Source organism: Tenacibaculum lutimaris (assembly GCF_003610735.1).
GTDB lineage: Bacteria > Bacteroidota > Bacteroidia > Flavobacteriales > Flavobacteriaceae > Polaribacter > Polaribacter lutimaris.
On sequence record NZ_RAQM01000012.1, the window covers coordinates 44039 to 69351 of the forward strand.

The window sequence follows — 25313 nt, forward strand, 5'->3', positions numbered from 1 at the left end:
TGCCTACAACAAATGTCCGATAAGATTCCATTTTAAAACATGATAATTGTCAGCTTTTCTGTATATTTGAGTAGAAAAAAAGGCATAGAAATGAGCAAGTGTGAGCAATGTATTATTCGTGAATTCAACTCTTTAAAAACTTTAACTAAAGACGAGTTAATAAGAATCACGGGCTGTAAAACATCGAAAACAGTTAAAAAAGGAGAAGTTTTATTTGATGAAGGAGAATATATTAATGGAGTATTTTGTATTAAAGATGGTGTTTGCAAGGTTTCAAAGATGAGTGATAACGGTAGAGATCAAATTATTCACTTAATACAAAAAGGAGATATTCTTGGAGAACGCAGTTTAATAAACAATGAAGCTTCAAATTTAAAAGCCATAGCTGTGAACGATATGGAAGTTTGTTTTATTCCTAAAGACGAAATTATTAGGGATTTAGAAAACAATCCTAACTTTTCTTTAGACCTTTTACGAAAAATGGCAAACTCTCTAAAAAAAGCAGATGATGTTATTGTTGACATGGCTCAAAAAACTGTAAAACAACGTTTAGCTACTACACTTTTATTTTTAGAAGCAAAATTTGAAAAAAATGACAATGGCTCAATAAAAGTTAACTTATCTAGAGAAGACATTGCCAATATTATTGGAACTGCAACTGAAAGTGCTATCCGATTACTTTCTGAATTTAAAAAGAAAAAGATGATTGACTTAAAAGGTAAAGAAGTATTTATTTTAGATGTTAAGGCCTTGAAAGACCTGTCTGAAGGCTTCTAACTATAAAAAGAAAAAATCGTCCAAATAGACGATTTTTTTTATTTTAAGCTTCACCTGTAGTCCCACCAAAATTCATTGGAATTGGAGGCTGCTCATAATCTTTAATTTCACCATGTACTTGTTCAAACTTACGAACATTATCTGCCAAAGCTTTTGATAAGCGTTTTGCATGTTGTGGTGTTAATATAATTCTCGATTTTACTTTTGCCTTAGGTACACCTGGCATTATGTTAATAAAATCAACAATAAACTCTGAAACAGAATGGTTTATAATTGCTAAATTACTATATGTTCCTTCTGCAATTTCTTGATCTAATTCTATGTTTAATTGTGGTTCTTTTTTATTATCATCCATACTGTAATATTTTATTTTTTAGAAAAAAAACAAGGGTTTAGAGTTTTAAAAACTCCAAACCCTTGCTATAATTTATAAACATAAGTTCTTATAAACTTTGTTCAATCTCATCCTTAGGACCAACGATTAAATCATCATAACTTCTCATTCCTGTACCTGCTGGTATACGTTTACCAACAATTACATTTTCCTTTAATCCTTCTAATGTATCTACTTTACCATTTACTGCGGCTTCGTTTAATACTTTAGTTGTTTCCTGGAATGACGCAGCTGAGATAAATGACTTCGTTTGTAACGAAGCTCTTGTAATACCTTGTAATACTTGTTCAGCTGTTGCTGGTTGAGCATCACGTGCAATTACTAAGTTTTTATCTTCTCTACGTAATAAAGAGTTTTCATCTCTTAATTGACGAGCAGAAACTATTTGTCCTGGTTTTAAGTTTGCAGAATCTCCTGAATCTTCAACAACTTTCATTCCGTAAATAGCGTCATTTTCTTTGATGAAATCAGTTTTATGAACTAATTGATTTTCTAAGAATAAAGTATCTCCTGAATCAATAATTCTAACTTTACGCATCATTTGACGTACTACTACTTCGAAGTGCTTATCATTAATCTTCACCCCTTGTAAACGATATACTTCTTGAATTTCATTCACTAAGTATTCTTGTACAGCTGAAGGTCCTTTGATATTTAAGATATCCGTTGGAGTAATTGCTCCGTCAGATAACGGCATACCTGCTTTGATAAAGTCATTTTCTTGAACTAAGATTTGGTTAGATAACTTGATTAAGTATTTTCTAACATCACCTGTTTTAGATTCAATAATGATTTCACGGTTACCACGTTTTATCTTACCGAAAGATACAACTCCGTCTATTTCAGCAACTACTGCTGGGTTAGAAGGGTTACGTGCTTCAAATAATTCTGTTACACGTGGTAAACCTCCTGTAATATCTCCTGCTTTACCAGACTTACGAGGAATTTTCACTAATGTTTTACCAGACTCAACTTTATCACCATTATCAACAATTAAGTGAGCTCCTACTGGTAAACTGTATGAACGTAACGCGTTACCATCAGCATCTTCAATAATTAATGAAGGAATGATTTTCTTGTTCTTAGAATCAGTAATTACTTTTTCTTGGAAACCTGTTTGTTCATCGATTTCTACAGAATAGTTAATTCCTTGTTCTAAGTTATCAAACTTCACTTTACCAGCGAATTCTGAAACGATAACTCCGTTAAATGGATCCCATTGACATACTGCATCTCCTTTTTTGATAGTTTCTCTATCTTTATCAAAGATGATAGAACCGTAAGGAATAATATTAGTACTTAATACAACTCCATTCTTTTTATCAATAATCTTGATTTCAGCAGTACGAGAAATAACGATATCTACTTCTTCACCAGCTGCATCTTTACCTTTTACTGTACGTAAATCATCAATAGTTACATTACCATCAAACTTAGCGATTAACTTGTTGTCTTCTGAAATGTTTCCTGCTACCCCTCCAACGTGGAACGTACGTAACGTTAACTGTGTTCCTGGTTCTCCAATCGATTGTGCTGCAATTACACCAACTGCTTCACCCCTTTGAACTTTCTGACCAGTAGACATACTTTGTCCGTAACACTTCTCACAAATTCCTTTTTCAGATTCACAAGTTAATGCAGAACGAACTTCAACTGTATCTACACCTGCCGCTTCAATTTTATCAGCTAATAATGGAGTAATTAATTCTCCTGCAGCTATTAATAACTCATCTGAGTTTGGAGGATATACATCATGTAATGCTGTACGTCCAGAAATTCTATCACTTAAAGATTCAACGATTTCATCATTTTTCTTTAATGGAGAAACTTCTAAACCTCTTAAAGTACCACAATCTACTTCGTTAATAATAACGTCTTGAGATACATCTACTAAACGACGTGTTAAGTAACCTGCATCGGCTGTTTTTAAAGCGGTATCGGCAAGACCTTTACGAGCACCGTGTGTAGAGATAAAGTATTCTAAAATTGATAAACCTTCTTTAAAGTTAGATAAAATCGGGTTTTCAATAATTTCTCCACCACTAGCTGTCGATTTTTTAGGTTTCGCCATCAGACCACGCATACCTGTTAACTGACGAATCTGCTCTTTCGATCCACGCGCTCCAGAATCTAACATCATAAATACCGAGTTAAATCCTTGTTGGTCTTCACGTAAACGCTTCATCGATAATTCAGTCAATCGGTTATTGGTAGATCCCCAAACATCAATTACCTGGTTATAACGCTCTTTTTGCGTTAACATACCCATGTTATAGTTCATGATAATACCATCCACTTCTTGATTCGCTTCTGCAATCATAGCGTGTTTCTCTTCTGGAATAATGATATCACCTAATGAGAATGATAAACCACCTTCGAAGGCGTATTTATATCCCATATTTTTAATTTCATCTAAGAATTTTCCAACAGCTGGTATATCAGTAACTTTTAAAATTCTACTAATTACACCTCTTAATGATTTCTTAGTTAAAACCTCATTAATAAATCCTGCTTCTTCAGGTACAACTTCGTTAAATAAAACTCTACCTACAGTAGTTTCTATAATTCTAACTACGCGTTCTCCATTCTCTACATCTTCTGTACGAACCTTAATACCTGCGTTAAGGTCTACTTTTTCCTCATTTAAAGCAATAATTACTTCTTCTGGAGAGTAGAAAGTTAATCCTTCACCTTTAATTGGTACTTCAGGAGTTGACTTTCTTTCTTTAGTCATATAGTAAAGTCCTAATACCATATCTTGTGATGGTACTGTAATAGGAGCTCCGTTTGCTGGGTTTAAGATGTTGTGAGAACCTAACATTAATAGCTGAGCTTCTAAAATAGCTTCTGGCCCTAATGGTAAGTGAACCGCCATTTGATCCCCATCGAAATCCGCGTTAAATGCCGAACATGCTAATGGGTGTAAACGAATTGCTTTACCTTCTATTAATTTTGGTTGGAATGCTTGAATACCTAAACGGTGTAAGGTAGGGGCACGGTTTAATAATACCGGATGTCCTTTAATTACATTTTCTAAGATATCCCAAACAACTGGTTCTTTACGATCTATAATTTTCTTTGCAGATTTTACAGTTTTTACAATACCTCTTTCTATTAACTTACGAATAACGAAAGGCTTGTATAATTCTGCTGCCATATCTTTTGGCAATCCACATTCAAATAATCTTAACTCAGGCCCAACAACAATTACCGAACGTGCAGAGTAATCAACACGCTTACCTAATAAGTTTTGACGGAAACGTCCTTGTTTACCTTTTAAACTATCAGATAATGATTTTAATGGTCTGTTAGACTCTGTTTTTACTGCAGATGATTTACGTGTGTTATCAAATAATGAATCTACTGATTCTTGTAACATACGTTTTTCGTTACGTAAAATTACTTCTGGTGCCTTAATTTCCATTAATCGCTTTAAACGATTGTTACGGATAATTACACGACGGTATAAATCATTTAAATCAGAAGTAGCGAAACGACCTCCATCTAATGGAACTAATGGACGTAATTCTGGTGGAATAACCGGAATTACTTTCATAATCATCCACTCTGGATTATTTTCTCTGTTCTTTTGAGAATCTCTGAATGCTTCAACGACATTTAAACGTTTTAATGCTTCGTTTTTACGTTGTTTAGAAGTTTCAGTATTTGCTTTATGACGTAACTCATAAGATAATTGGTCTAAATCGATTCTTTCTAATAAATCAATTAAACACTCTGCTCCCATTTTAGCGATAAACTTATTAGGATCAGTATCTTCTAAGTACATATTTTCTTGTGGAAGCGTATCTAAAATATCTAAATACTCTTCTTCTGTTAAGAAATCCATTTTTTGTAATGGCTCTCCCTCAGCATTTTTAGCAATACCTGGTTGAATTACTACATAACGCTCGTAGTAAATAATCATATCTAACTTCTTAGATGGTAACCCTAAAAGGTATCCCATTTTGTTAGGTAATGATCTAAAGTACCAAATATGTGCTACTGGTACTACTAAGTTAATATGACCTACTCTATCTCTACGTACTTTTTTCTCAGTAACTTCAACCCCACAACGGTCACAAACGATACCTTTATATCGAATTCTTTTGTATTTACCACACGCACACTCGTAATCTTTTACAGGACCAAAGATACGCTCACAAAACAACCCATCTCTTTCTGGTTTATGTGTACGGTAGTTAATAGTTTCTGGTTTTAACACCTCACCTTTAGAAGCCTCTAAAATAGACTCAGGTGATGCTAAACCTATTGAAATTTTGTTAAACTTCTTAACAGTGTATTTTTCGTTTTTTCTTGCCATGATAATGGATTCGAATTAAAAATAAATGTCTTATAATAAGACTGATATTGAAAAAATGATTTGCCTCAGAGCTATTGCTCTGAGACATTTCACTGTGATTATTCTTCTAACTTAACGTCTAATCCTAAACCTTTAAGTTCATGCATTAATACGTTAAATGATTCTGGTAAACCTGGCTCTGGCATAGCCTCACCTTTTACAATACTTTCGTAAGTTTTTGCTCTACCTAATACGTCATCCGACTTAACAGTTAAGATTTCACGTAAGATACTTGATGCACCATATGCTTCAAGTGCCCAAACTTCCATCTCTCCAAAACGCTGACCTCCAAACTGAGCTTTACCTCCTAATGGCTGTTGTGTAATTAATGAGTAAGGCCCAATAGAACGCGCGTGCATCTTATCTTCAATCATGTGACCTAACTTAATCATATAAATTACCCCTACCGTTGCTGGTTGATCGAAACGCTTACCTGTACCTCCGTCATATAAGTATGTATGACCGAATCTTGGAATTCCTGCTTCGTCTGTTAATTTGTTAATTTCATCTAAAGAAGCCCCATCGAAAATAGGAGTCGCATATTTTTGACCTAATTTTTGACCTGCCCATCCAAGAACAGTTTCATAAATCTGACCAATGTTCATACGCGATGGTACCCCTAATGGGTTTAATACGATATCTACTGGTGTTCCGTCTTCTAAGAAAGGCATATCTTCTTGACGAACGATACGTGCAACAATACCTTTGTTTCCGTGACGTCCTGCCATCTTATCCCCTACTTTTAATTTACGTTTCTTAGCAACATAAATTTTAGCAAGTTTTAAGATTCCTGCTGGTAATTCGTCTCCTACAGAAATAGTAAATTTCTCACGACGTAAAACTCCTTGTAAATCGTTTACTTTAATTTTATAGTTATGAACTAATTCTACAACTAAATCATTTAGCTCCTTATCAGTAGTCCAAGTTCCATTTAAATGTGTAAAGTCTTCAACAGAGTTTAACATTTTTTGCGTGAACTTTTTACCTTTTGGTAATACTTCTTCTCCTAAGTCGTTATAAACTCCTTGAGAAGTTTTACCAGATACTAAGTTGAATAATTTTTCAACTAATACATCTTTTAACTCTTCAAACTTAGATACGTAAGATGCTTCTAAAGCAGCGATAGCTTCTTTATCACGAGCACGCTTATTCTTATCTTTTACTGCACGTTTGAATAATTTTTTGTTGATTACAACACCTCTTAATGATGGAGAAGCTTTTAATGATGCATCTTTTACATCACCTGCTTTATCACCAAAGATAGCACGTAATAACTTTTCTTCTGGAGTTGGATCAGATTCTCCTTTTGGTGTAATCTTACCAATTAAGATGTCACCAGGATTTACCTCTGCTCCGATACGAATCATACCGTTTTCATCTAAGTCTTTAGTAGCCTCTTCTGAAACGTTAGGAATATCGTTTGTTAACTCCTCTGCTCCTAACTTCGTATCACGAACATCTAATGAATACTCATCGATGTGGATAGAAGTAAAGATATCTTCACGAACAACTTTTTCAGAAATCACAATCGCATCCTCGAAGTTATACCCTTTCCAAGGCATAAAGGCTACTTTCATGTTTCTACCTAAAGCTAATTCTCCTTTTTGTGTTGCATAACCTTCACAAAGTACTTGTCCTTCCTCAACTCTATCACCTACTTTTACGATTGGTTTTAGGTTGATGTTCGTACCTTGGTTGGTTTTTCTAAATTTAATTAAGTCGTAAGACACTTCATCAGAATCAAAGCTTACCATTCGCTCTTCTTCTGTTCTGTCGTACTTAATTGTAATTTTGTTGGCATCTACATATTCAACAACTCCTGCTCCTTCAGCATTGATTAAGATACGAGAGTCTTTTGCAACTCTACGCTCTAAACCAGTACCTACGATTGGAGATTCTGGACGTAATAATGGAACTGCTTGACGCATCATGTTCGATCCCATTAACGCACGGTTCGCATCATCATGCTCTAAGAAAGGAATTAACGATGCTGAAATCGAAGCGATTTGGTTAGGCGCAACGTCCATATAGTTAATTGCTTCAGGACTTTCTACTGGGAAATCTCCTTCTTCACGAGCAATAACTCTGTCTCCTTCAATCTTACCATCTTTTGCAACTGGTAAGTTAGATTGAGCAATCTTCATTCCTTCTTCCTCCTCTGCACTTAAATAAATAGGCTCTTCAGAAGAAACTGAACCATTTTCTACTTTCTTATACGGAGTTTCAATGAATCCCATATTGTTTACTTTAGCATATACAGCTAAAGAAGAAATAAGTCCAATGTTTGGTCCTTCAGGTGTTTCAATCGGACATAAACGACCATAGTGTGTATAGTGAACGTCACGAACCTCGAAACCTGCTCTTTCACGTGATAAACCTCCAGGTCCTAATGCCGATAAACGACGCTTGTGAGTAATCTCTGCTAATGGGTTGGTTTGATCCATGAACTGAGATAACTGGTTGGTACCAAAGAAAGAGTTAATTACTGATGATAAAGTCTTAGCATTAATTAAGTCGATTGGAGTAAATACTTCGTTATCACGAACATTCATTCTTTCACGAATTGTACGTGCCATACGAGCTAAACCTACACCAAATTGACCTGCTAATTGTTCACCAACAGTTCTAACACGACGGTTAGATAAGTGATCGATATCATCTACTTCAGCTTTTGAATTGATTAACTCAATTAAATACTTAATGATGGTAATGATATCGTTCTTTGTTAATACTTTCTGATCTAAATCTTCGTTTAACTGAAGTTTAGTATTCATTCTAAAACGTCCTACTTCACCTAAGCTATAACGTTGTTCTGAGAAGAATAACTTTTCAATAATTCCTCTTGCAGTTTCCTCGTCTGGCGGTTCAGCATTACGTAATTGTCTATATATATGCTCTACAGCCTCTTTTTCAGAGTTTGTAGGGTCTTTTTGTAATGTATTATGGATGATTGCGTAATCTGCTTGCTGATTATCTTCTTTGTGTAATAAGATAGTTTTTGCTCCAGATTCGATTATCTCATCTATATGTTCTTTTTCAATAATGGTATCACGGTCAAAAATAATTTCGTTACGCTCAATCGACACTACTTCTCCTGTATCCTCATCAACGAAATCTTCGTGCCAAGTTTTTAAAACTCTCGCAGCTAATTTGCGTCCTAATACCTTCTTTAATCCAGCTTTTGAAACTTTTACTTCTTCAGCTAAATCAAAAATTTCTAATATATCTTTATCTCTTTCAAAACCGATGGCTCTGAATAATGTTGTTACTGGTAATTTCTTCTTTCTATCAATATAAGCATACATTACTTGATTGATATCGGTAGCAAATTCTATCCAAGAACCTTTAAATGGAATTACTCTTGCTGAGTATAATTTAGTTCCGTTTGCGTGGAAAGATTGCCCAAAGAATACACCTGGTGAACGGTGTAATTGTGATACTACAACTCTTTCTGCTCCATTAATAATGAAAGTTCCAGAGTTAGTCATATAAGGAATTGTACCTAAGTATACATCTTGAACTATCGTTTCAAAATCTTCGTGTTCAGGATCGGTACAATATAATTTTAAACGTGCTTTTAAAGGTACACTGTAAGTTAAACCACGCTCGATACATTCTTGAATGCTATATCTTGGTGGATCTACAAAGTAGTCTAAAAATTCTAGTACAAATTGATTACGTGTATCGGTAATCGGGAAGTTATCCATAAAGGTTTTGTACAAACCTTCTTCTCCTCGTTCTTCTGCTTTAGTTTGCAATTGGAAAAAATCTTGGAATGATTTCACCTGAATATCTAAAAAATCTGGATAATCAGTTCCTAACTGCGAAGACGCGAAGTTAATTCTTTCAGTAGTATTTATCGTTGCCAAAAGAGATGCTATTTTTAATTAAAAATATTATTTTTGAAACTTAACCGTTTCAATACTGCAATTTTAATTGCTTTTACTGATTAAAAATCAGCACTTTATAATCGTAAAATCACAATGAAAATTATTGTGAAAAATAAAGAACGAATATATACACAAAATGGTTTAGGCCTAAAAACATGTGTTTTTAGTACCTAAACCTTAATTGTTTTTCCCCGTTTTAAATCGGGAGTATAGCTTACTTAAGCTCTACCTCAGCTCCTGCTTCTTCTAAAGATTTTTTAAGACCTTCTGCCTCATCTTTAGATATAGCTTCTTTTACTGGTGCTGGTGCGCTATCAACGATTTCTTTAGCTTCTTTTAATCCTAATCCAGTTAATTCTTTAACTAACTTTACAACTGCTAATTTAGAACCTCCTGCTGCTTTTAAGATAACGTCAAATTCAGTTTTTTCTTCAGCTGCATCTCCACCACCTGCTGCTGGACCTGCTACTGCTACAGCTGCTGCTGCTGGCTCAATACCATACTCTTCTTTTAAAATATCAGCTAATTCATTAACTTCTTTTACTGTTAAGTTAACTAATTGTTCTGCGAAATCTTTTAAATCTGCCATTTTAATTGTTTTTAAAAATTTTATTATTTTAGTTTATTAGTGCGCGAAATTATTTTTCTGATAATGTCTTTAAGATACCTGATAACTTACCACCACCTGATTGTAATGCTGAAACAACATTCTTAGCAGGAGATTGTAATAAGGTAATAATATCTCCAATAAGTTCTTCTCTAGACTTGATGTTAACAAGAGCGTCTAATTGGTCATCTCCAACATAAACTGCTTCTTCAACATACGCTCCTTTTAATAAAGGCTTGTCTGATTTTTTTCTGAACTCTTTGATAACTTTTGCTGGTGCGTTTGCAGCCTCAGCAATTAACATTGAAGTATTACCTTTTAATACATCTGGTAACTCTCCGAAATCTTTATCAGAAGCTTCCATTGCTTTAGAAAGCAATGTATTTTTAACAACAGCCAATTGTACGTTAGCTTTAAAACAAGCTCTACGTAAGTTAGATGTAGTAGCTGCATCTAAACCAGAAATATCTGCTAAATAGATTGTGCTAGTATCTGCTAATTGTGCTGTTAAATCTTGTATTACTTGTGATTTTTCCTCTCTAGTCATAATTAAAAAGTTTTAACTGCCTTACGATACTGTTTTAACATCTACAGCAACACTAGGGCTCATAGTAGAAGAGATAAAGATGCTCTTAATATAAGTTCCTTTAGCCGCTGTTGGCTTTAATTTAATTAATGTTTGAATTAACTCGTTTGCATTTTCTGTAATCTTAGCTGCATCAAAAGATGCTTTTCCGATTGCAGCGTGTACAATACCAGTTTTATCTACTTTAAAGTCGATTTTACCAGCTTTTACTTCTTGTACTGCTTTTGCAACATCCATAGTTACTGTACCTGTTTTTGGGTTTGGCATTAAACCACGAGGACCTAATACACGTCCTAAAGGACCTAATTTACCCATTACTGAAGGCATAGTAATAATAACGTCAACATCAGTCCATCCTCCTTTAATCTTTTGAAGGTATTCATCTAATCCAACATAATCAGCACCAGCTTCTTTAGCTTCTGCTTCTTTATCTGGAGTAACTAATGCTAAAACTTTAACATCTTTACCAGTTCCGTGAGGTAATGTTACAACTCCACGTACCATTTGGTTAGCTTTACGAGGATCTACTCCTAAACGCACTGCTAAGTCTACAGATGCATCAAATTTTACGTTTGTAATTTCTTTAACTAAAGCTGATGCTTCACTTAAATTATAAACTTTAGAGCTATCTACTTTAGCACGAGCCTCTTTTTGTTTTTTAGTCAATCTTGCCATTTTCTAAATCTCTTTTAAGTTTATGCAGGAGCATCACCTGTTACTGTTAATCCCATAGAACGAGCTGTTCCAGCAATCATTCTCATTGCAGACTCAACTTCAAAGGCATTCATATCTGCCATTTTGTCTTCTGCAATTCCACGAATTTGATCCCAAGAAACGCTTGCTACTTTCTTTCTATTAGGCTCACCTGAACCTTTCTTAATTTTGGCCGCTTCTAATAATTGTACCGCAGCTGGTGGAGTTTTTACAACAAACTCGAAAGATTTGTCTGTATAAACTGTAATAACAACAGGTAATACTTTACCTTGTTTGTCCTGTGTACGAGCATTAAACTGCTTACAGAACTCCATGATGTTAACACCGGCAGCACCTAAAGCGGGTCCAACTGGTGGCGACGGATTCGCTGCACCTCCCCTAACTTGTAGTTTTACTAATTTACTTACTTCTTTTGCCATTGTTTAAGATTTAACGATGTGTTTAAATTGGAAGCCTAAACACATCAAAATATAGGTGTAACAATTATATTTTCTCTACTTGCATGTAATTTAGTTCTAATGGAGTTTTTCTTCCGAAAATCTTTACCATTACCTCTAATTTACGCTTTTCTTCATTAACCTTCTCAACCGTTCCATCGAATCCATTGAAAGGTCCGTCAATTACTTTTACAGTCTCACCAACTGAGTAAGGAATTGCAACGTTTTCATCTTTAACAGAAAGTTCATCAACCTTACCTAACATTCTGTTTACTTCTGACTTACGCATTGGAACTGGATCACCTCCTTTTGTTTCACCTAAAAAACCAATAACTCCTGTTACTGATTTAATAACGTGAGGAACCTCACCTGCTAAATTAGCTTCTACCATTACATAACCAGGAAAGTAAACTCTCTCTCTGTTTATCTTCTTTCCGTTTCGTACTTGAATAACTTTTTCAGTTGGAACGATTACTTGGTTTACATAATCAGACAACCCATGACGTGCTATTTCAGTTTCGATATAAGATTTAACCTTATTTTCTTGACCTCCAATAGCTCTCACAACATACCATTTCATCACCGAATCAGCCATCATTAAAAAATTTTAAAGAAGTTATCTAACCCTGTTTGAAAAACTTTATCTATACCTGCTACTGCTAAAGCAAAAACAATAGTAAATACTGCTACTACAACTGTAGACTTTTGAGCCTCTTCACGAGATATCCAAGTCATATTGGTATTTAATTCTTCAAAAGAATCTTTAATATATTGTACAAAGTTACTCATATTTTATCCTTTTAACGAGTTGCAGTAAAACTACAACTCGTTTTTAATTTTTGCACGGGTTGAGAGACTCGAACTCCCGACACCTGGTTTTGGAGACCAGTGCTCTACCAACTGAGCTAAACCCGTATTTATAAAGGAGCCTCACTAATAAGGAGACTCCTTATAATTTATAATTAAACTATAATTAGTCTAAAATTTCAGTTACCTGACCAGCTCCTACTGTTCTACCTCCTTCACGGATAGCGAACTGTAAACCAACGTTTAATGCGATTGGTTGGATTAAGTCTACAGTGATAGTTAAGTTATCACCAGGCATTACCATCTCTACTCCTTCTGGTAAGTTGATGTTACCAGTTACGTCAGTTGTACGTACGTAGAACTGTGGACGGTAGTTGTTGTGGAATGGAGTGTGACGTCCACCTTCTTCTTTCTTTAAGATATACACCTCAGCTTTAAACTTAGCGTGTGGAGTAATAGAACCTGGCTTACAGATTACCATACCTCTCTTAATATCTTCTTTAGCAATACCTCTTAATAAGATACCAGCGTTATCTCCAGCTTCTCCTCTATCTAAGATTTGACGGAACATTTCAATACCAGTTACAGTAGAAGTTAATTTCTCATCTCCCATACCGATGATCTCTACAGGATCTCCTGTGTTGATGATACCAGTTTCGATACGTCCTGTTGCTACAGTACCACGACCAGTAATAGAGAATACATCTTCGATTGGCATTAAGAATGGCTTTTCAGTATCTCTTGGTGGCTCTTCAATCCAAGTATCAACAGCTTCCATTAATTCTAATACTGTATCAACCCACTTTTGCTCTCCGTTTAATGCACCTAAAGCAGAACCAGCGATAACAGGACCATTATCTCCATCATAGTCATAGAAAGATAATAAATCTCTTACTTCCATTTCTACTAATTCTAATAACTCCTCATCATCAACCATATCAACTTTGTTTAAGAAAACAACGATACGTGGAATACCTACCTGACGACCTAATAAGATGTGCTCACGAGTTTGTGGCATTGGACCATCTGTAGCAGCTACTACTAAGATAGCACCATCCATTTGTGCAGCACCAGTTACCATGTTCTTTACGTAATCGGCGTGACCTGGACAGTCAACGTGTGCGTAGTGACGGTTTGCTGTTGCATACTCTACGTGAGAAGAGTTAATTGTGATACCTCTTTCTTTTTCTTCTGGAGCGTTATCGATTTGATCAAAAGCTCTCTGCTCAGAAAATCCAGCATCTGCTAATACTTTAGTAATTGCAGCAGTTAAAGTAGTTTTACCGTGATCTACGTGACCAATAGTACCTACGTTTAAGTGCGGTTTCGAACGATCATAAGTTCCTTTTGCCATGATTATTAATTTTAATTCTTAGTTAAATATATTTAGTGTTATTTTTAAACTCTTGTCAAATAAACTCTAAAATAGAGCCAACAACGGGATTTGAACCCGTGACCTCATCCCTACCAAGGATGCGCTCTACCAACTGAGCTATGTCGGCAACGAATTTAGAGCGGGAGACCGGGTTCGAACCGGCGACATTCAGCTTGGAAGGCTGACGCTCTACCAACTGAGCTACTCCCGCAATTTTGCTTGTTTAAGATTTTAGTGGGGAGAGCAGGATTCGAACCTGCGAAGTCGTAAGACAACGGAGTTACAGTCCGTCCCATTTGGCCGCTCTGGAATCTCCCCAATAATCTTAAATCAAAATTTTAATGAACTTTTGTTCTTTTAGAGCCGATGGAGGGACTCGAACCCACGACCTGCTGATTACAAATCAGCTGCTCTAGCCAGCTGAGCTACATCGGCAATTGTTATAAAAAAACAATCCGCTATTTCTAACGGACTGCAAATGTAAAAAGTAATTTTCGATTTTTAAAACTTTTTTTAATTATTTTTTATTGTTTTTTTACACAAGAGCATCTTTCTTTTTTTCTTTCGACTTTTGCAACTGTCTTTTTAATGATTCTACCGACACACTAACACCTTCCTCAAAAGTTTTACATTGCTTTTTTACCATTAACTCATCTCCTGGTATATTGATTTTTACCTCTGTAATTTTATTTTCTTTTTCGCTCGTTTTTTGCACTTTCAAAAATACTTCTGCATCAACGATCTTATCATGAAACTTTTCTAATCCTCCTACTTTTTTCTCAATGTAATCTATTAATTTTTTGTCTGCTGAGAAATTTACTGATTGCGTGAATACCTTCATAATTCTTCGATCTTTTAAGTTGACTCTCTAGGATGAGCCTTATTATACACTTTTTTTATTTGCTCCAAGCTATTGTGCGTATACACTTGGGTAGAGGCTAAACTTGAATGCCCTAGTAATTCTTTAACCGAATTTAACGACGCACCGTTATTTAGTAAATGTGTTGCAAATGCATGCCTTAAAATATGAGGACTTTTTTTTGCTTTTGTCGACACCCTACTAAAGTACAAATTTATTATTCGGTAAACAAGGGTTTCATAAATTTTAACTCCCTTTTTAGTTATAAAAAGCGCCTCTTCATTTTCTATTTCGTACTCCTTTTTTTCAGACAAATATTTCTCTAGTGTTTTATAGACTGAAGGCAAGATTGTTACATATCTTTCTTTATTTCTTTTCCCTAAAACTTTAATTGCTTTTTTAGAATGCTCTACATCTTTCTCTTTAACATTTATTAACTCTATTCTTCTCATCCCTGTTGAATACAACAATTCAACTATTAACCGGTCTCTTATCGATTCAAAATCGGAAGTTTCATTTAACAATTTCAACACCTCTTCTACTTCCTTTTGCTCAAATGGTGTTTGAATTTTCTTTTGAACTTTTAAAGCTTTATGACTCGCTAATGGATTAATTGTTACTTCACCTATTTTTTGCAAAAACTTATAAAAGGTTTTTAAGGAACTAACCTTTCTATTCACACTTCTATTCGACACACCACTGTTTACCAAACTAACAATCCATGTTCGTATTTGATTATAATGAATAGCCTCTAAATCATCTTGATCAAATTCAACCTCACAAAAATCTTTAAAGGCAATTAAATCTGTTTTATATGCTTGTATTGTATTTTTTGAATAGTTTTTTTCAAACGTTAAGTATTCTAGGAAAGCTTCTATAAGCATTTATATTCTTATTTACTAAAATGAAGGTACAAAAAAAACCTGTATTAAGATCAACACAGGTTTTATACATTATAAGGATGATTACTATCCTACTTCTTCTTGAGTTCTTAATCTCTGAACGTAAGATGCTTTAATCATTTGAGCACGTTTTGCTACAGATGGCTTTGTAAATTGCTTTCTGTTACGTAATTGCTTCATCGTTTTTGTACGATCAAATTTACGCTTATAACGTTTTAACGCTCTATCGATATTCTCTCCTTCTTTAACTGGAATGATTAACATGTTTTTGCACCTCCTTTCATTGTAGTTTTCTATATTTTTAAAATCTTTTGATAAAACACAGTATATCAGAAGATTATATTGTTTTTAATTTATTTGGACGGCAAAGATACAAAGTATTATTTAAAATCAAATTATTCAAACTCTTTTTTCATAAAAAAAATCCTGTTTTAAAAACAGGATTTTAACTTCTATAAATCTTTATTTTCAAGCGAACTTATGTTGCTGGCTTGTATTCTTTCTTATCTATTACCATTTTAGCAATGATTTCTTTAAGAATCTCTGATGTACCTCCACCTATTGGTCCTAAACGACTATCACGAAGTAAACGCGCCATAGGATATTCTTCCATATAACCATAACCACCTAACAATTGCAATGCATCATAAATCACCTCATCTGCCATTTTAGTTGACAACAATTTACTCATACTCGCTTCTTTTACCACATAAACTCCGTCATTTAATCGTTTTGCTATAGAATAATTATATTCTTTACACATATCTACTCTACTTGCCATTTCAGCAATTTTATGACGTAACGCTTGGAATTTATCTAATGTTTTACCAAATGCTTGACGCTCGCTCATATATTGTATCGCGTACTCTACTGCATATTCTGCACGTGCGTGTGCATTAATCCCCATAACTAAACGTTCTAAAGCAAAATGCTGCATAATGTACGGAAATCCTTTTCCTTCTTCACCCATAAGGTTCTCTACAGGAATTACCACATTATCAAAAGCGATTTCAGCAGTATCAGAAGCTCTCCAACCTAACTTATCTAACTTAGTTGAAGAAATTCCTGGTGTATCTCTATCTACAATAAAAATACTCATTCCTTTATGCTTGTCTTCTGGATTTGTTTTTGCCGCAACCACTAAATAATCAGAATACACTCCGTTAGTAATAAATGTTTTTGAACCATTAATTACATAAGTATCTCCTTTTTTAATTGCAGTAGTTCGCATTCCTGCAACATCACTTCCTCCAAAAGGTTCTGTAATACACAAACATCCTATTTTATCACCTTCAATACTTGGTGTTAAGTATTCTCTTTTAATACGGTCGTCTCCTTCTTTATTCAAGTGTGTCATTGCTAAATAAGCATGTGCCCACATGTTAGCTGCGAATCCGCCTGAATTCACTTTTTGTAATTCTTCTAAAAAAATTACAGTATAAAAAAGGTCTAAACCTAATCCTCCATACTCTTCTGGTTGGTTTAAACCAAAGTATCCCATTTCACCGAATTTCTTCCAGATAAAACGTTCAACAGTTCCTTCTTTTTCCCATTTATCTATATGCGGAACAACTTCTTTTTGTAAAAAATCTTTAAAACTTTGACGAAAAGACTCGTGCTCTTCAGTAAAATACATACTGTTCATTCGTTCTCTAATTGTTTGTTGTTTGTTATTTTGCTTCCAAATATATAACTATTCTATCGTATTTGTCTAGTGGAAAATCTTTAATATTTCTTAATTCAGAAATATTTTGAAGTTCTGCTACCTCGTCTCGATACTCAAAAATCTTTTTACAGAGTTCATAATCTATATATGGATTTTTTAACACCTCTTTAAAAGTAGCTGTATTAACATTTACTTTTTCTATAATTGGTTTGTCTACTATTTTAAATATTGCTAGAACCTTATTAGCGGTTTCTTTGTTCAATCCCCAAACTTCATACAATTGAGAAGGGAACGAATATCCTTGTAATTTATTTCGATATTTTATAATCCTCGAAGAAAGCACTTCACCAACTCCACTAATAGTTTCTAAATCTTGTTGTGTAACTTTATTAATATCATTAGTTGAAGTTTTGTATACCTTATTATATATATGCTTTTCTGATAAGCTCGCTTTAATAGTTTTGTTTTTCTTTTGATTCTCTCTTCTTATTACCCAATCTGGAAATTTAAAATATGGAGAAACTATAGCTAACAAGCTATCTGATACTTTTGTTATTTGTTGAAATTCAGATACAGAATTTACAAAATTGTTTTGTTTTCTATATGTGTGAAGTCTATCTATTTCTTCTGTATTCATTCCTAATTGATACCCTTTAAAATCTGTTATATAATTTGGATTGAACGGATACAACTTCGGCTTCCTGCTTTCTAGTTCTACTTGCTTTAAACTATCTATTTGATGTTGAAAAGCTAGTAATTCTTCTGTTTCAATAGTTTTCTCTACCTCTGAAGAAAAATCAACATAAACATAAATGAGTTGCAATATGATGATTACTACCAACAAAAAGAAAACCCCATTTCGTTGGCGTTTGTTGTACCAGAAATGGGGTTTAAATATTTTCATCTTTTAATTTTTAATCTTCTATTGCTTCCTTTTTTAGGTTAATAGCATCCATATATCTTTTCAATTGCTTTTTAACCACTGGCATTAACAAGTATAAACCTACCATATTTGGAAACACCATTGCAAAAATCATTGCATCTGAAAAATCCCAAATAGATTTCATACTTGCTGCAGCACCAATTACCACGAAAGTTAAGAATAAAAATTTATATGTTAAATCGGCTTTTTTACCTCTACCAAATAAAAACTTCCAAGACTGTAATCCGTAGTAAGACCAAGAAATCATTGTTGACACAGCGAATAACACTACAGCAACCGTTAAAAACACGTTTGAGAAAGGAATATACGCTGCGAATGCTTTTGATGTAATTCCTGCTCCTTCATAAGCAATTCCGTCAATAAACACAGACCCTGTTCCATCTCCTCCATATTCAAATGCTCCTCCGAAGTTAAAAATAATAATTACTAAAGCTGTCATTGTACATATTAATACAGTATCAATAAAAGGCTCTAATAACGCTACTAAACCTTCTGAAGCTGAATATTTAGTTTTTACTGCTGAGTGCGCAATAGATGCTGATCCTGCTCCTGCTTCATTTGAGAAAGCTGCTCTTTTAAATCCTACTAATAACACACCTATAACTCCACCAACTCCAATTGCTGTTGGGTTAAATGCTTCTGCAAGAATTAAAGAGATAGCATCGTCAATTAAAGAGAAATTAACTCCTAAAATATATAAACAAGCTAATAAATATAATAACGCCATAAAAGGAACCACTTTTTCAGTAACCGAAGCAATTCTTTTAATTCCTCCAATAATAATAATTCCTACTAAAATTGCTAACACAAGTCCTATAATAGCTCCCGCTGCTGTGCTTTCTAGCCCTAATAACTCTTTAATTACAATTGTTGCTTGGTTTGATTGAGCAGCGTTACCACCACCAAAAGATCCTCCAATACAGAACACCGCAAATGCTCCTGCAGCAATTTTACCTAAAGTAGCAAAACCTTTTTCTTTTAATCCTTTTGATAAATAATACATAGGACCTCCATATACTGTACCATCTTCTCCTACATCACGGTAGTGAACCCCTAAAGTACACTCAACAAACTTTGTTGACATACCTAATAATCCACAAATAATCATCCAAAAAGTAGCCCCTGGACCTCCTAAAGCAATTGCTAAAGCAACCCCTGCAATGTTTCCATTACCAACTGTACCTGAAACAGCAGTTGCTAATGCTTGGAAGTGCGACACTTCTCCTTCATGACTCTCATCTCTAATCGTATCCTTTATATCTCCATCTATTTCTAAATCGCTATGCAAGCTTTCAATATTCTCAATATGCTCTTCAATATCATCAACTTCATTCATATCTACACCCTGCGCAATACCATCTTCACCATATAATAATTGTGCTCCGTGCTTTTCAATATCTTCATACTTCCCTCTAACTACATTGATTGCTGTAAAAAAGTGACGAATATTTGGAAACCCAAAATAAATCGTAAAAAAAGCGGCACTTGCCACTAACAAAATCAATACAAAAGGGGTTCCAAATACTGGAAAGAAAATTACACTGCTAAAAAAATCAGATATAGGTTTGAACCATTCATCAATTTGTTGATCCAGCCCCTTTTCTTGTGCAAATGTGAACATCGGCGTTATTAAAAACAGCAATGCAAGTAATCTTTTATTCATAATGTAAGTATTAGATTTTTTGATTTAGTAGCCCGCAATATCATAAAAAAATGAACTTACAACAAGTTTTAATCGTTAAATATGAATATAAGATTAGTTTTTCTTTAATTTTTTGTAAATATTCCTAGGTAAGCAGAGAGGACTTTAAGAGATCTCTTATACTATTTTTAGCTTCTTTTTTGTTTTACTGAACTTTAAAACTAGAAACTTAAAATCTTGTTTAACTATAAGATTTTTAGACTTTTCAAATAATAAAAAAGAGGGAAGTTTTTTTTAGTTTTTCGCAAATTTTCTAGCAGACATTTAAGAAAACATCATTCATTGCTTTTTAGCACTTCATTTTTTTTTAAAACAACCTTCTTAAAGTATTTATTTGCTCAGGCCTACCTAAAACAATAAGGTTCCCTCCTGCTTCTAGCTTTACTTCAGCTTCTGGATTTATAATATACTCTTTGTTCGGCGTACGGTAACCTATAACGGTACATCCTGTTTTTTTTCGTAAATCTAAATCTAAAATTGTTTTGTCTAAGTATTTTTCTGGCAAATCGTTAATTGCGACTTCTTCTAAGTTTGCCGTAGTTTCTCCTTCAATAGTTAATCGATCTACAAATTCTATCACATCCGGAGTTACCACCAAAGACGCCATATGTGAACCTCCTAACTTATCAGGCATTATTACATTATCAGCTCCTGCTATTTTTAATTTGCTATATGATGTTTCTTTAGATGCTCTACTTATTACTTTACATTCTTTATTTAATTGTTTAGCTGTTAAAACAACAAATAAATTATCAGCATCAGAAGGCAATGCGGTAATCAAATTATTTGCACTCATTATACCTGCCCTTAACAATGTTTCGTCAAGTGTAGCATCTCCTTCAATAGTCAACACGCCTTTTTCATCTAACTGCTTCACAATTCCTTCAAACTTTTCTACCACTACAACTTGTTTTTTATAGCTTTTTAGTTTTGAAATAGCTTGTCTTCCATTTCTTCCATAGCCACACACAATGGTATGCCCTTGTAATTGTTCTATTTGTTTTTGCACTTTTTTTACTTTTAGTTGATAGAAAAATTGTCCGCTAATTAGATATTCTGAAAACGATGAAACTGCGTAACCGAAGATAAATAAACTAGATATTATTAAACCTATTGTAAATAGTTTTTCACCTGTACCAAAAGGATGCACCTCTCCAAACCCAATAGTACTTATGGTGATTACTGTCATATAAAGTGCATCGATAAGTGAATATTCAAAAAATAGAATATACCCTAAAACTCCTACTGTAACAATTAATACAGAATAAGTAATCGCTCTATATAACCTCGATTGAAATACCGTGTTTATCATAAATCAAAAACAGAAGTTCTTTTGGTGTAAATCATATCTTTTAAACGCAATAAAAACGCCATGGTAAGGTACAAACCAAATGACAAACCAATGGTAACAAATGATATATAAATAAAGAATAAACGCACATTAGTAGCTCGCATACCTAAACGATCTGCAAATCGGGAAGACACATTAAACCCGTGTCTTTCAAAAAAATGTCGTACAGAATGAATAAATTTCATTACACTATTTTTTTCAAGATATAAAAATTCTCGTTCAAAATTAAATCTTTTTCTAGCTTAATTGTATTACTGTGTTTTTTTGACAAACTAAAATAATCTTGATGATTAATCAAGTCATAATTTGCATTTTCTTTATAAAAAATATCTTCTACCGTTTGCCAATCAGAAGCTTCAGTTTTCACCATTTCTTTATTACAAAAATCGAGTAATTTTTCAAAAGCTTTTGAAGCCTTTAACTCATTTTGAAAAGAAGCACTTCCTATATAATCTCCTTTTTCTTGCAATCTAGAAAAAAACTCAAATAATTTCTCTGTGTCTTTTTTCGATAAAAAGAAAAGCACGCCTTCTATTAAAATAAATGAAGACTTTTTTCCTTTCAGTAAAAGTAGTTTTTCTAACAAGATATGAACATAATCTTGACTAAAATCAACTCCGATAAAATGAATATTTCTTTCAGGCAACTTTCCTTCCTTTTGAAACTCCTTTATCTTTTTCTCTTTATAACTCACCACTTCTTCCTTGTCAATTTCTATATGAATAATATCGTCGCTTAACAAAAAAGGATACATACTAAAACCACTTCCAAAATTAATAAGAACTTCTGGCTGCAGCCTTTCAATCTCTTCAAGAAAAAATCGGTTTCTTAAACAATGCGCTGATACTTCTTCTGAACAAACTTGATCAAGATATTTTTCTACCCAAATAGTTGTACGAGGATTCTTCCAAAGTTTCGCATACATATCTTTACTCAAATCTTCGTTTTGAGATCTAAATGTTGATGTAACAAAAGCGGTTTCGTGTATTTGAATATTCAGGTTACTCATAATAACAATTAACGCAAGATACCAATTTCAACTCATTTGTTAAACATCACTCCTTTAAAATAAATTTGGTTTTGGTAACTTTGCTGTTTTTGGTAAAATCCTCACTTTGAAAGAACAAGAATACATAGAAGTTTACGGAGCAAGAGCTCACAATTTAAAGAATATAGATATTAAAATTCCTCGCGAAAAGCTGGTTGTGATTACAGGTTTAAGCGGAAGTGGAAAATCGTCACTTGCCTTTGATACTATTTATGCCGAAGGTCAACGCCGATATATTGAAACGTTTTCTGCCTATGCTCGTCAGTTTTTAGGAGGACTAGAACGTCCTGATGTTGATAAAATAGACGGACTTTCTCCTGTAATTTCTATTGAACAAAAAACGACTAATAAAAGTCCGCGTTCTACCGTAGGTACCATTACCGAAATTTACGATTTCTTACGTTTACTCTTTTCTCGTGCAGCAGATGCGTACTCATACAATACTGGCGAGAAAATGGTTAGCTATTCTGATGAACAAATCAAAGAATTAATTTTAAAAGATTTTGATGGAAAGCGCATTGCTATTCTTGCCCCTTTAATCAAATCGAGAAAAGGACATTACCGTGAATTATTCGAACAAATTTCTAAACAAGGTTTTGTTCGTGTTCGTGTAGATGGTGAAATTCGTGAGATTGAAAAAGGCATGAAGCTCGATCGTTACAAAACCCACGATATAGAAGTAGTTATCGATCGTTTAGTTGTAAATGACACCGCAGAAAAACGTTTAGAAGAAACCATAAAAACTGCTTTATACACTGGTGATAACATCTTAATGGTAATTGATGTTGATGATGAGAAACCACGCTATTTTAGTCGTGAGCTCATGTGTCCTACTACTGGAATTGCCTATCCAAACCCTGAACCAAATACTTTTTCATTCAACTCGCCTAAAGGAGCTTGTACCCATTGTAACGGATTAGGGATTACCAACGAAATCAACCATCAAAAAGTAGTTCCAGACGATAGTATTTCAATTAAAAATGGAGGAATTGTTCCGTTAGGAGAACAAAAAAACAGTTGGATTTTTAAACAACTACAAACTATTGCTGAGCGTTACAATTTCAAATTAACTGACCCTATAAAAAACATTCCAAAAGAAGCTATGGAAGTTATTTTACATGGAGGAAAGGAAAAGTTTGAAATTCAATCAAAAGCAGCAGGAGTTACTAGAAATTACGAAATTGATTTTGAAGGAATTATCGCTTTTATTGAAAATCAATATAAAAATTCTGAAAGCACTTCTATTAAACGTTGGGCTAAAGATTTTATGGACGAAGTTACTTGCTCTGTGTGTGATGGAAAAAGATTAAAGAAAGAAGCCCTCCATTTTAAAATTACCGATAAAAATATTAGTGATTTAGCTCAGATGGATGTTTTGGAGTTAGCTAGCTGGTTTCAAAAAGTTGATAAAAAACTATCAGAAAAGCAATTAACTATTGCTTCTGAAATTTTAAAAGAAATCCGCACACGTATTCAGTTTTTATTAGATGTTGGTTTAGATTATTTGACTTTAGACAGAACCTCAAAATCACTTTCGGGCGGTGAAGCTCAACGTATTCGATTGGCTACACAAATTGGCTCTCAACTGGTTGGCGTACTCTATATTTTAGATGAGCCAAGTATTGGTTTACATCAACGTGACAATCAAAAATTAATAGACTCTTTAATTAAACTTCGTGATGTTGGTAATTCTGTTTTAGTGGTTGAGCACGATGAAGACATGATTAAAAACGCTGATTTCGTCCTAGATATTGGTCCTGGTGCTGGACGACATGGTGGTGAGATTGTGAGTGAAGGTACTTTTGAAGATTTAAAAAGTCATGATACGCTTACCGCAGATTACTTATCTAAAAGAAAAGAAATAAAGGTTCCTAACAAACGTCGTGAAGGAAACGGAAAAACAATTTCTTTAAAAGGTGCTTCTGGGAACAACTTAAAAAATGTTTCTGTTGAGTTTCCTTTAGGAAAAATGATTTGTGTAACAGGTGTTTCAGGTAGTGGAAAATCTACCTTGATTAACGAAACCCTTTACCCTATTTTAAATTCTCATATTTATCGAGCTGTAAAAAAGCCGATGCCTTACAAGAAAATTGAAGGTTTAGAACATATTGATAAAGTAATTGACATTGACCAATCTCCTATTGGTAGAACACCACGTTCAAACCCTGCTACATACACAGGTGTTTTTAGTGAAATCCGTAGTTTATTTGCAAAAACTCCAGAAGCTTCAATTCGCGGTTATAAACCCGGTCGTTTTAGTTTTAATGTAAAAGGTGGTCGTTGTGAAACCTGCCAAGGTGGTGGAGTTCGTGTGATAGAAATGAACTTTTTACCTGATGTTCATGTAGAATGCGAAACCTGTCAAGGAAAACGTTTTAATCGAGAAACCTTAGAAATTCGTTACAAAGGAAAGTCAATTTCTGATGTATTAGACATGACTATTAACGAAGCTACCGAGTTCTTCGAACACATTCCTAAAATACATAGAAAATTAAAAACGATCAAAGATGTTGGACTAGGATATATTACTTTAGGACAACAATCTACCACACTTTCTGGTGGTGAAGCACAACGTATTAAATTAGCTTCAGAATTATCAAAAAGAGATACCGGAAACACCTTTTATATTTTAGACGAACCAACTACTGGGTTGCATTTTGAAGACATCAGAGTACTAATGGAAGTATTAAACAAACTAGCTAACAAAGGAAACACCGTATTAATTATTGAACACAATTTAGACGTAATTAAACTTGCCGATTATATTATTGATATTGGTATGGAAGGCGGTAAAAAAGGAGGAAAAGTACTAACTTCTGGAACTCCAGAAGAAGTTGCTAAGCATAAGACGAGTTATACTGCTAAATTTTTGAAAAAAGAACTAAACTAAAAACC

At 33.9% G+C, this 25313-nt stretch carries 21 protein-coding genes and 5 tRNA genes; 2 read left to right on the top strand and 24 right to left on the bottom strand.

What is annotated here, in order from left to right:
• The first annotated feature begins 90 nt into the window (after nucleotides 1-90).
• Nucleotides 91-777: a Crp/Fnr family transcriptional regulator gene (locus C8N26_RS12410; protein ID WP_120187552.1), complete on the top strand. Its 687-nt coding sequence runs from the start codon at nucleotides 91-93 to the stop codon at nucleotides 775-777.
• A gap of 43 nt (nucleotides 778-820) precedes the next feature.
• On the opposite strand, the gene C8N26_RS12415 is transcribed toward C8N26_RS12410, so the two are convergent.
• The 24 genes from C8N26_RS12415 to C8N26_RS12530 form a co-directional block, all read right to left on the bottom strand.
• Complete coding sequence (locus tag C8N26_RS12415) at nucleotides 821-1132, bottom strand: DUF3467 domain-containing protein (protein WP_120187553.1); 312 nt, start codon at nucleotides 1130-1132, stop codon at nucleotides 821-823.
• An 88-nt stretch (nucleotides 1133-1220) separates the two neighbouring features.
• Entirely contained in the window at nucleotides 1221-5492 is a 4272-nt protein-coding gene (gene rpoC, locus C8N26_RS12420; protein WP_120187554.1) for a DNA-directed RNA polymerase subunit beta', read from the bottom strand.
• A 98-nt stretch (nucleotides 5493-5590) separates the two neighbouring features.
• Nucleotides 5591-9400, bottom strand: coding sequence for a DNA-directed RNA polymerase subunit beta (gene rpoB, locus C8N26_RS12425; RefSeq protein ID WP_028892879.1), 3810 nt, complete (start codon nucleotides 9398-9400; stop codon nucleotides 5591-5593).
• A 235-nt stretch (nucleotides 9401-9635) separates the two neighbouring features.
• Complete coding sequence (gene rplL, locus C8N26_RS12430) at nucleotides 9636-10010, bottom strand: 50S ribosomal protein L7/L12 (RefSeq protein WP_028892878.1); 375 nt, start codon at nucleotides 10008-10010, stop codon at nucleotides 9636-9638.
• A gap of 49 nt (nucleotides 10011-10059) precedes the next feature.
• Nucleotides 10060-10575: a 50S ribosomal protein L10 gene (gene rplJ, locus C8N26_RS12435; protein WP_028892877.1), complete on the bottom strand. Its 516-nt coding sequence runs from the start codon at nucleotides 10573-10575 to the stop codon at nucleotides 10060-10062.
• A 21-nt stretch (nucleotides 10576-10596) separates the two neighbouring features.
• Complete coding sequence (gene rplA / locus C8N26_RS12440) at nucleotides 10597-11289, bottom strand: 50S ribosomal protein L1 (RefSeq protein WP_028892876.1); 693 nt, start codon at nucleotides 11287-11289, stop codon at nucleotides 10597-10599.
• A gap of 20 nt (nucleotides 11290-11309) precedes the next feature.
• The gene (gene rplK / locus C8N26_RS12445) at nucleotides 11310-11747 is read right to left on the bottom strand and encodes a 50S ribosomal protein L11 (protein WP_028892875.1); all 438 of its coding nucleotides are present in this window, start codon (nucleotides 11745-11747) and stop codon (nucleotides 11310-11312) included.
• A 64-nt stretch (nucleotides 11748-11811) separates the two neighbouring features.
• Nucleotides 11812-12360, bottom strand: a complete 549-nt coding sequence (gene nusG, locus C8N26_RS12450) for a transcription termination/antitermination protein NusG (protein WP_028892874.1) — start codon at nucleotides 12358-12360, stop codon at nucleotides 11812-11814.
• 2 nt (nucleotides 12361-12362) lie between these two features.
• Nucleotides 12363-12554 (bottom strand): preprotein translocase subunit SecE, encoded by a 192-nt coding sequence (gene secE / locus C8N26_RS12455; RefSeq protein ID WP_120187555.1) that lies wholly within the window; start codon nucleotides 12552-12554, stop codon nucleotides 12363-12365.
• 53 nt (nucleotides 12555-12607) lie between these two features.
• Nucleotides 12608-12680: transfer RNA gene (locus C8N26_RS12460), tRNA-Trp, on the bottom strand.
• Nucleotides 12681-12738: 58 nt separating this feature from the next.
• Nucleotides 12739-13926, bottom strand: coding sequence for an elongation factor Tu (gene tuf, locus C8N26_RS12465; protein ID WP_028892872.1), 1188 nt, complete (start codon nucleotides 13924-13926; stop codon nucleotides 12739-12741).
• Nucleotides 13927-14001: 75 nt separating this feature from the next.
• Nucleotides 14002-14074, bottom strand: a tRNA-Thr gene (locus tag C8N26_RS12470).
• 11 nt (nucleotides 14075-14085) lie between these two features.
• Nucleotides 14086-14158 (bottom strand) — tRNA-Gly (locus tag C8N26_RS12475).
• Nucleotides 14159-14182: 24 nt separating this feature from the next.
• Nucleotides 14183-14265: transfer RNA gene (locus C8N26_RS12480), tRNA-Tyr, on the bottom strand.
• Between the two features lie 43 nt (nucleotides 14266-14308).
• Nucleotides 14309-14382 (bottom strand) — tRNA-Thr (locus C8N26_RS12485).
• A gap of 100 nt (nucleotides 14383-14482) precedes the next feature.
• Nucleotides 14483-14788 carry a ribosome hibernation-promoting factor, HPF/YfiA family gene (gene hpf, locus C8N26_RS12490; protein ID WP_028892871.1) on the bottom strand — a complete coding sequence of 102 codons (306 nt, stop codon included), beginning with the start codon at nucleotides 14786-14788 and terminating at the stop codon, nucleotides 14483-14485.
• 14 nt (nucleotides 14789-14802) lie between these two features.
• Nucleotides 14803-15690: a tyrosine-type recombinase/integrase gene (locus C8N26_RS12495; protein WP_120187556.1), complete on the bottom strand. Its 888-nt coding sequence runs from the start codon at nucleotides 15688-15690 to the stop codon at nucleotides 14803-14805.
• Nucleotides 15691-15774: 84 nt separating this feature from the next.
• A complete protein-coding gene (rpsU, locus tag C8N26_RS12500) occupies nucleotides 15775-15972 on the bottom strand; it encodes a 30S ribosomal protein S21 (RefSeq protein WP_028892869.1) in 198 nt (65 codons plus the stop codon).
• Between the two features lie 214 nt (nucleotides 15973-16186).
• Nucleotides 16187-17353, bottom strand: coding sequence for an acyl-CoA dehydrogenase family protein (locus tag C8N26_RS12505; RefSeq protein WP_028892868.1), 1167 nt, complete (start codon nucleotides 17351-17353; stop codon nucleotides 16187-16189).
• A gap of 25 nt (nucleotides 17354-17378) precedes the next feature.
• Nucleotides 17379-18278: a ComEA family DNA-binding protein gene (locus C8N26_RS12510; RefSeq protein WP_120187557.1), complete on the bottom strand. Its 900-nt coding sequence runs from the start codon at nucleotides 18276-18278 to the stop codon at nucleotides 17379-17381.
• A 10-nt stretch (nucleotides 18279-18288) separates the two neighbouring features.
• Nucleotides 18289-19980, bottom strand: a complete 1692-nt coding sequence (locus C8N26_RS12515) for an alanine/glycine:cation symporter family protein (RefSeq protein WP_120187558.1) — start codon at nucleotides 19978-19980, stop codon at nucleotides 18289-18291.
• 346 nt (nucleotides 19981-20326) lie between these two features.
• Nucleotides 20327-21331, bottom strand: coding sequence for a potassium channel family protein (locus C8N26_RS12520; RefSeq protein ID WP_028892865.1), 1005 nt, complete (start codon nucleotides 21329-21331; stop codon nucleotides 20327-20329).
• Nucleotides 21328-21555, bottom strand: coding sequence for a hypothetical protein (locus C8N26_RS12525; RefSeq protein ID WP_028892864.1), 228 nt, complete (start codon nucleotides 21553-21555; stop codon nucleotides 21328-21330). The genes C8N26_RS12520 and C8N26_RS12525 overlap by 4 nt, the downstream gene beginning before the upstream one ends.
• Nucleotides 21555-22379: a class I SAM-dependent methyltransferase gene (locus C8N26_RS12530; RefSeq protein ID WP_120187559.1), complete on the bottom strand. Its 825-nt coding sequence runs from the start codon at nucleotides 22377-22379 to the stop codon at nucleotides 21555-21557. The genes C8N26_RS12525 and C8N26_RS12530 overlap by 1 nt, the downstream gene beginning before the upstream one ends.
• 106 nt (nucleotides 22380-22485) lie before the next feature.
• Between C8N26_RS12530 and uvrA the strand changes: the two genes are divergently transcribed.
• Nucleotides 22486-25308: an excinuclease ABC subunit UvrA gene (uvrA, locus tag C8N26_RS12535; protein ID WP_120187560.1), complete on the top strand. Its 2823-nt coding sequence runs from the start codon at nucleotides 22486-22488 to the stop codon at nucleotides 25306-25308.
• The last annotated feature ends 5 nt before the right edge of the window (nucleotides 25309-25313 follow it).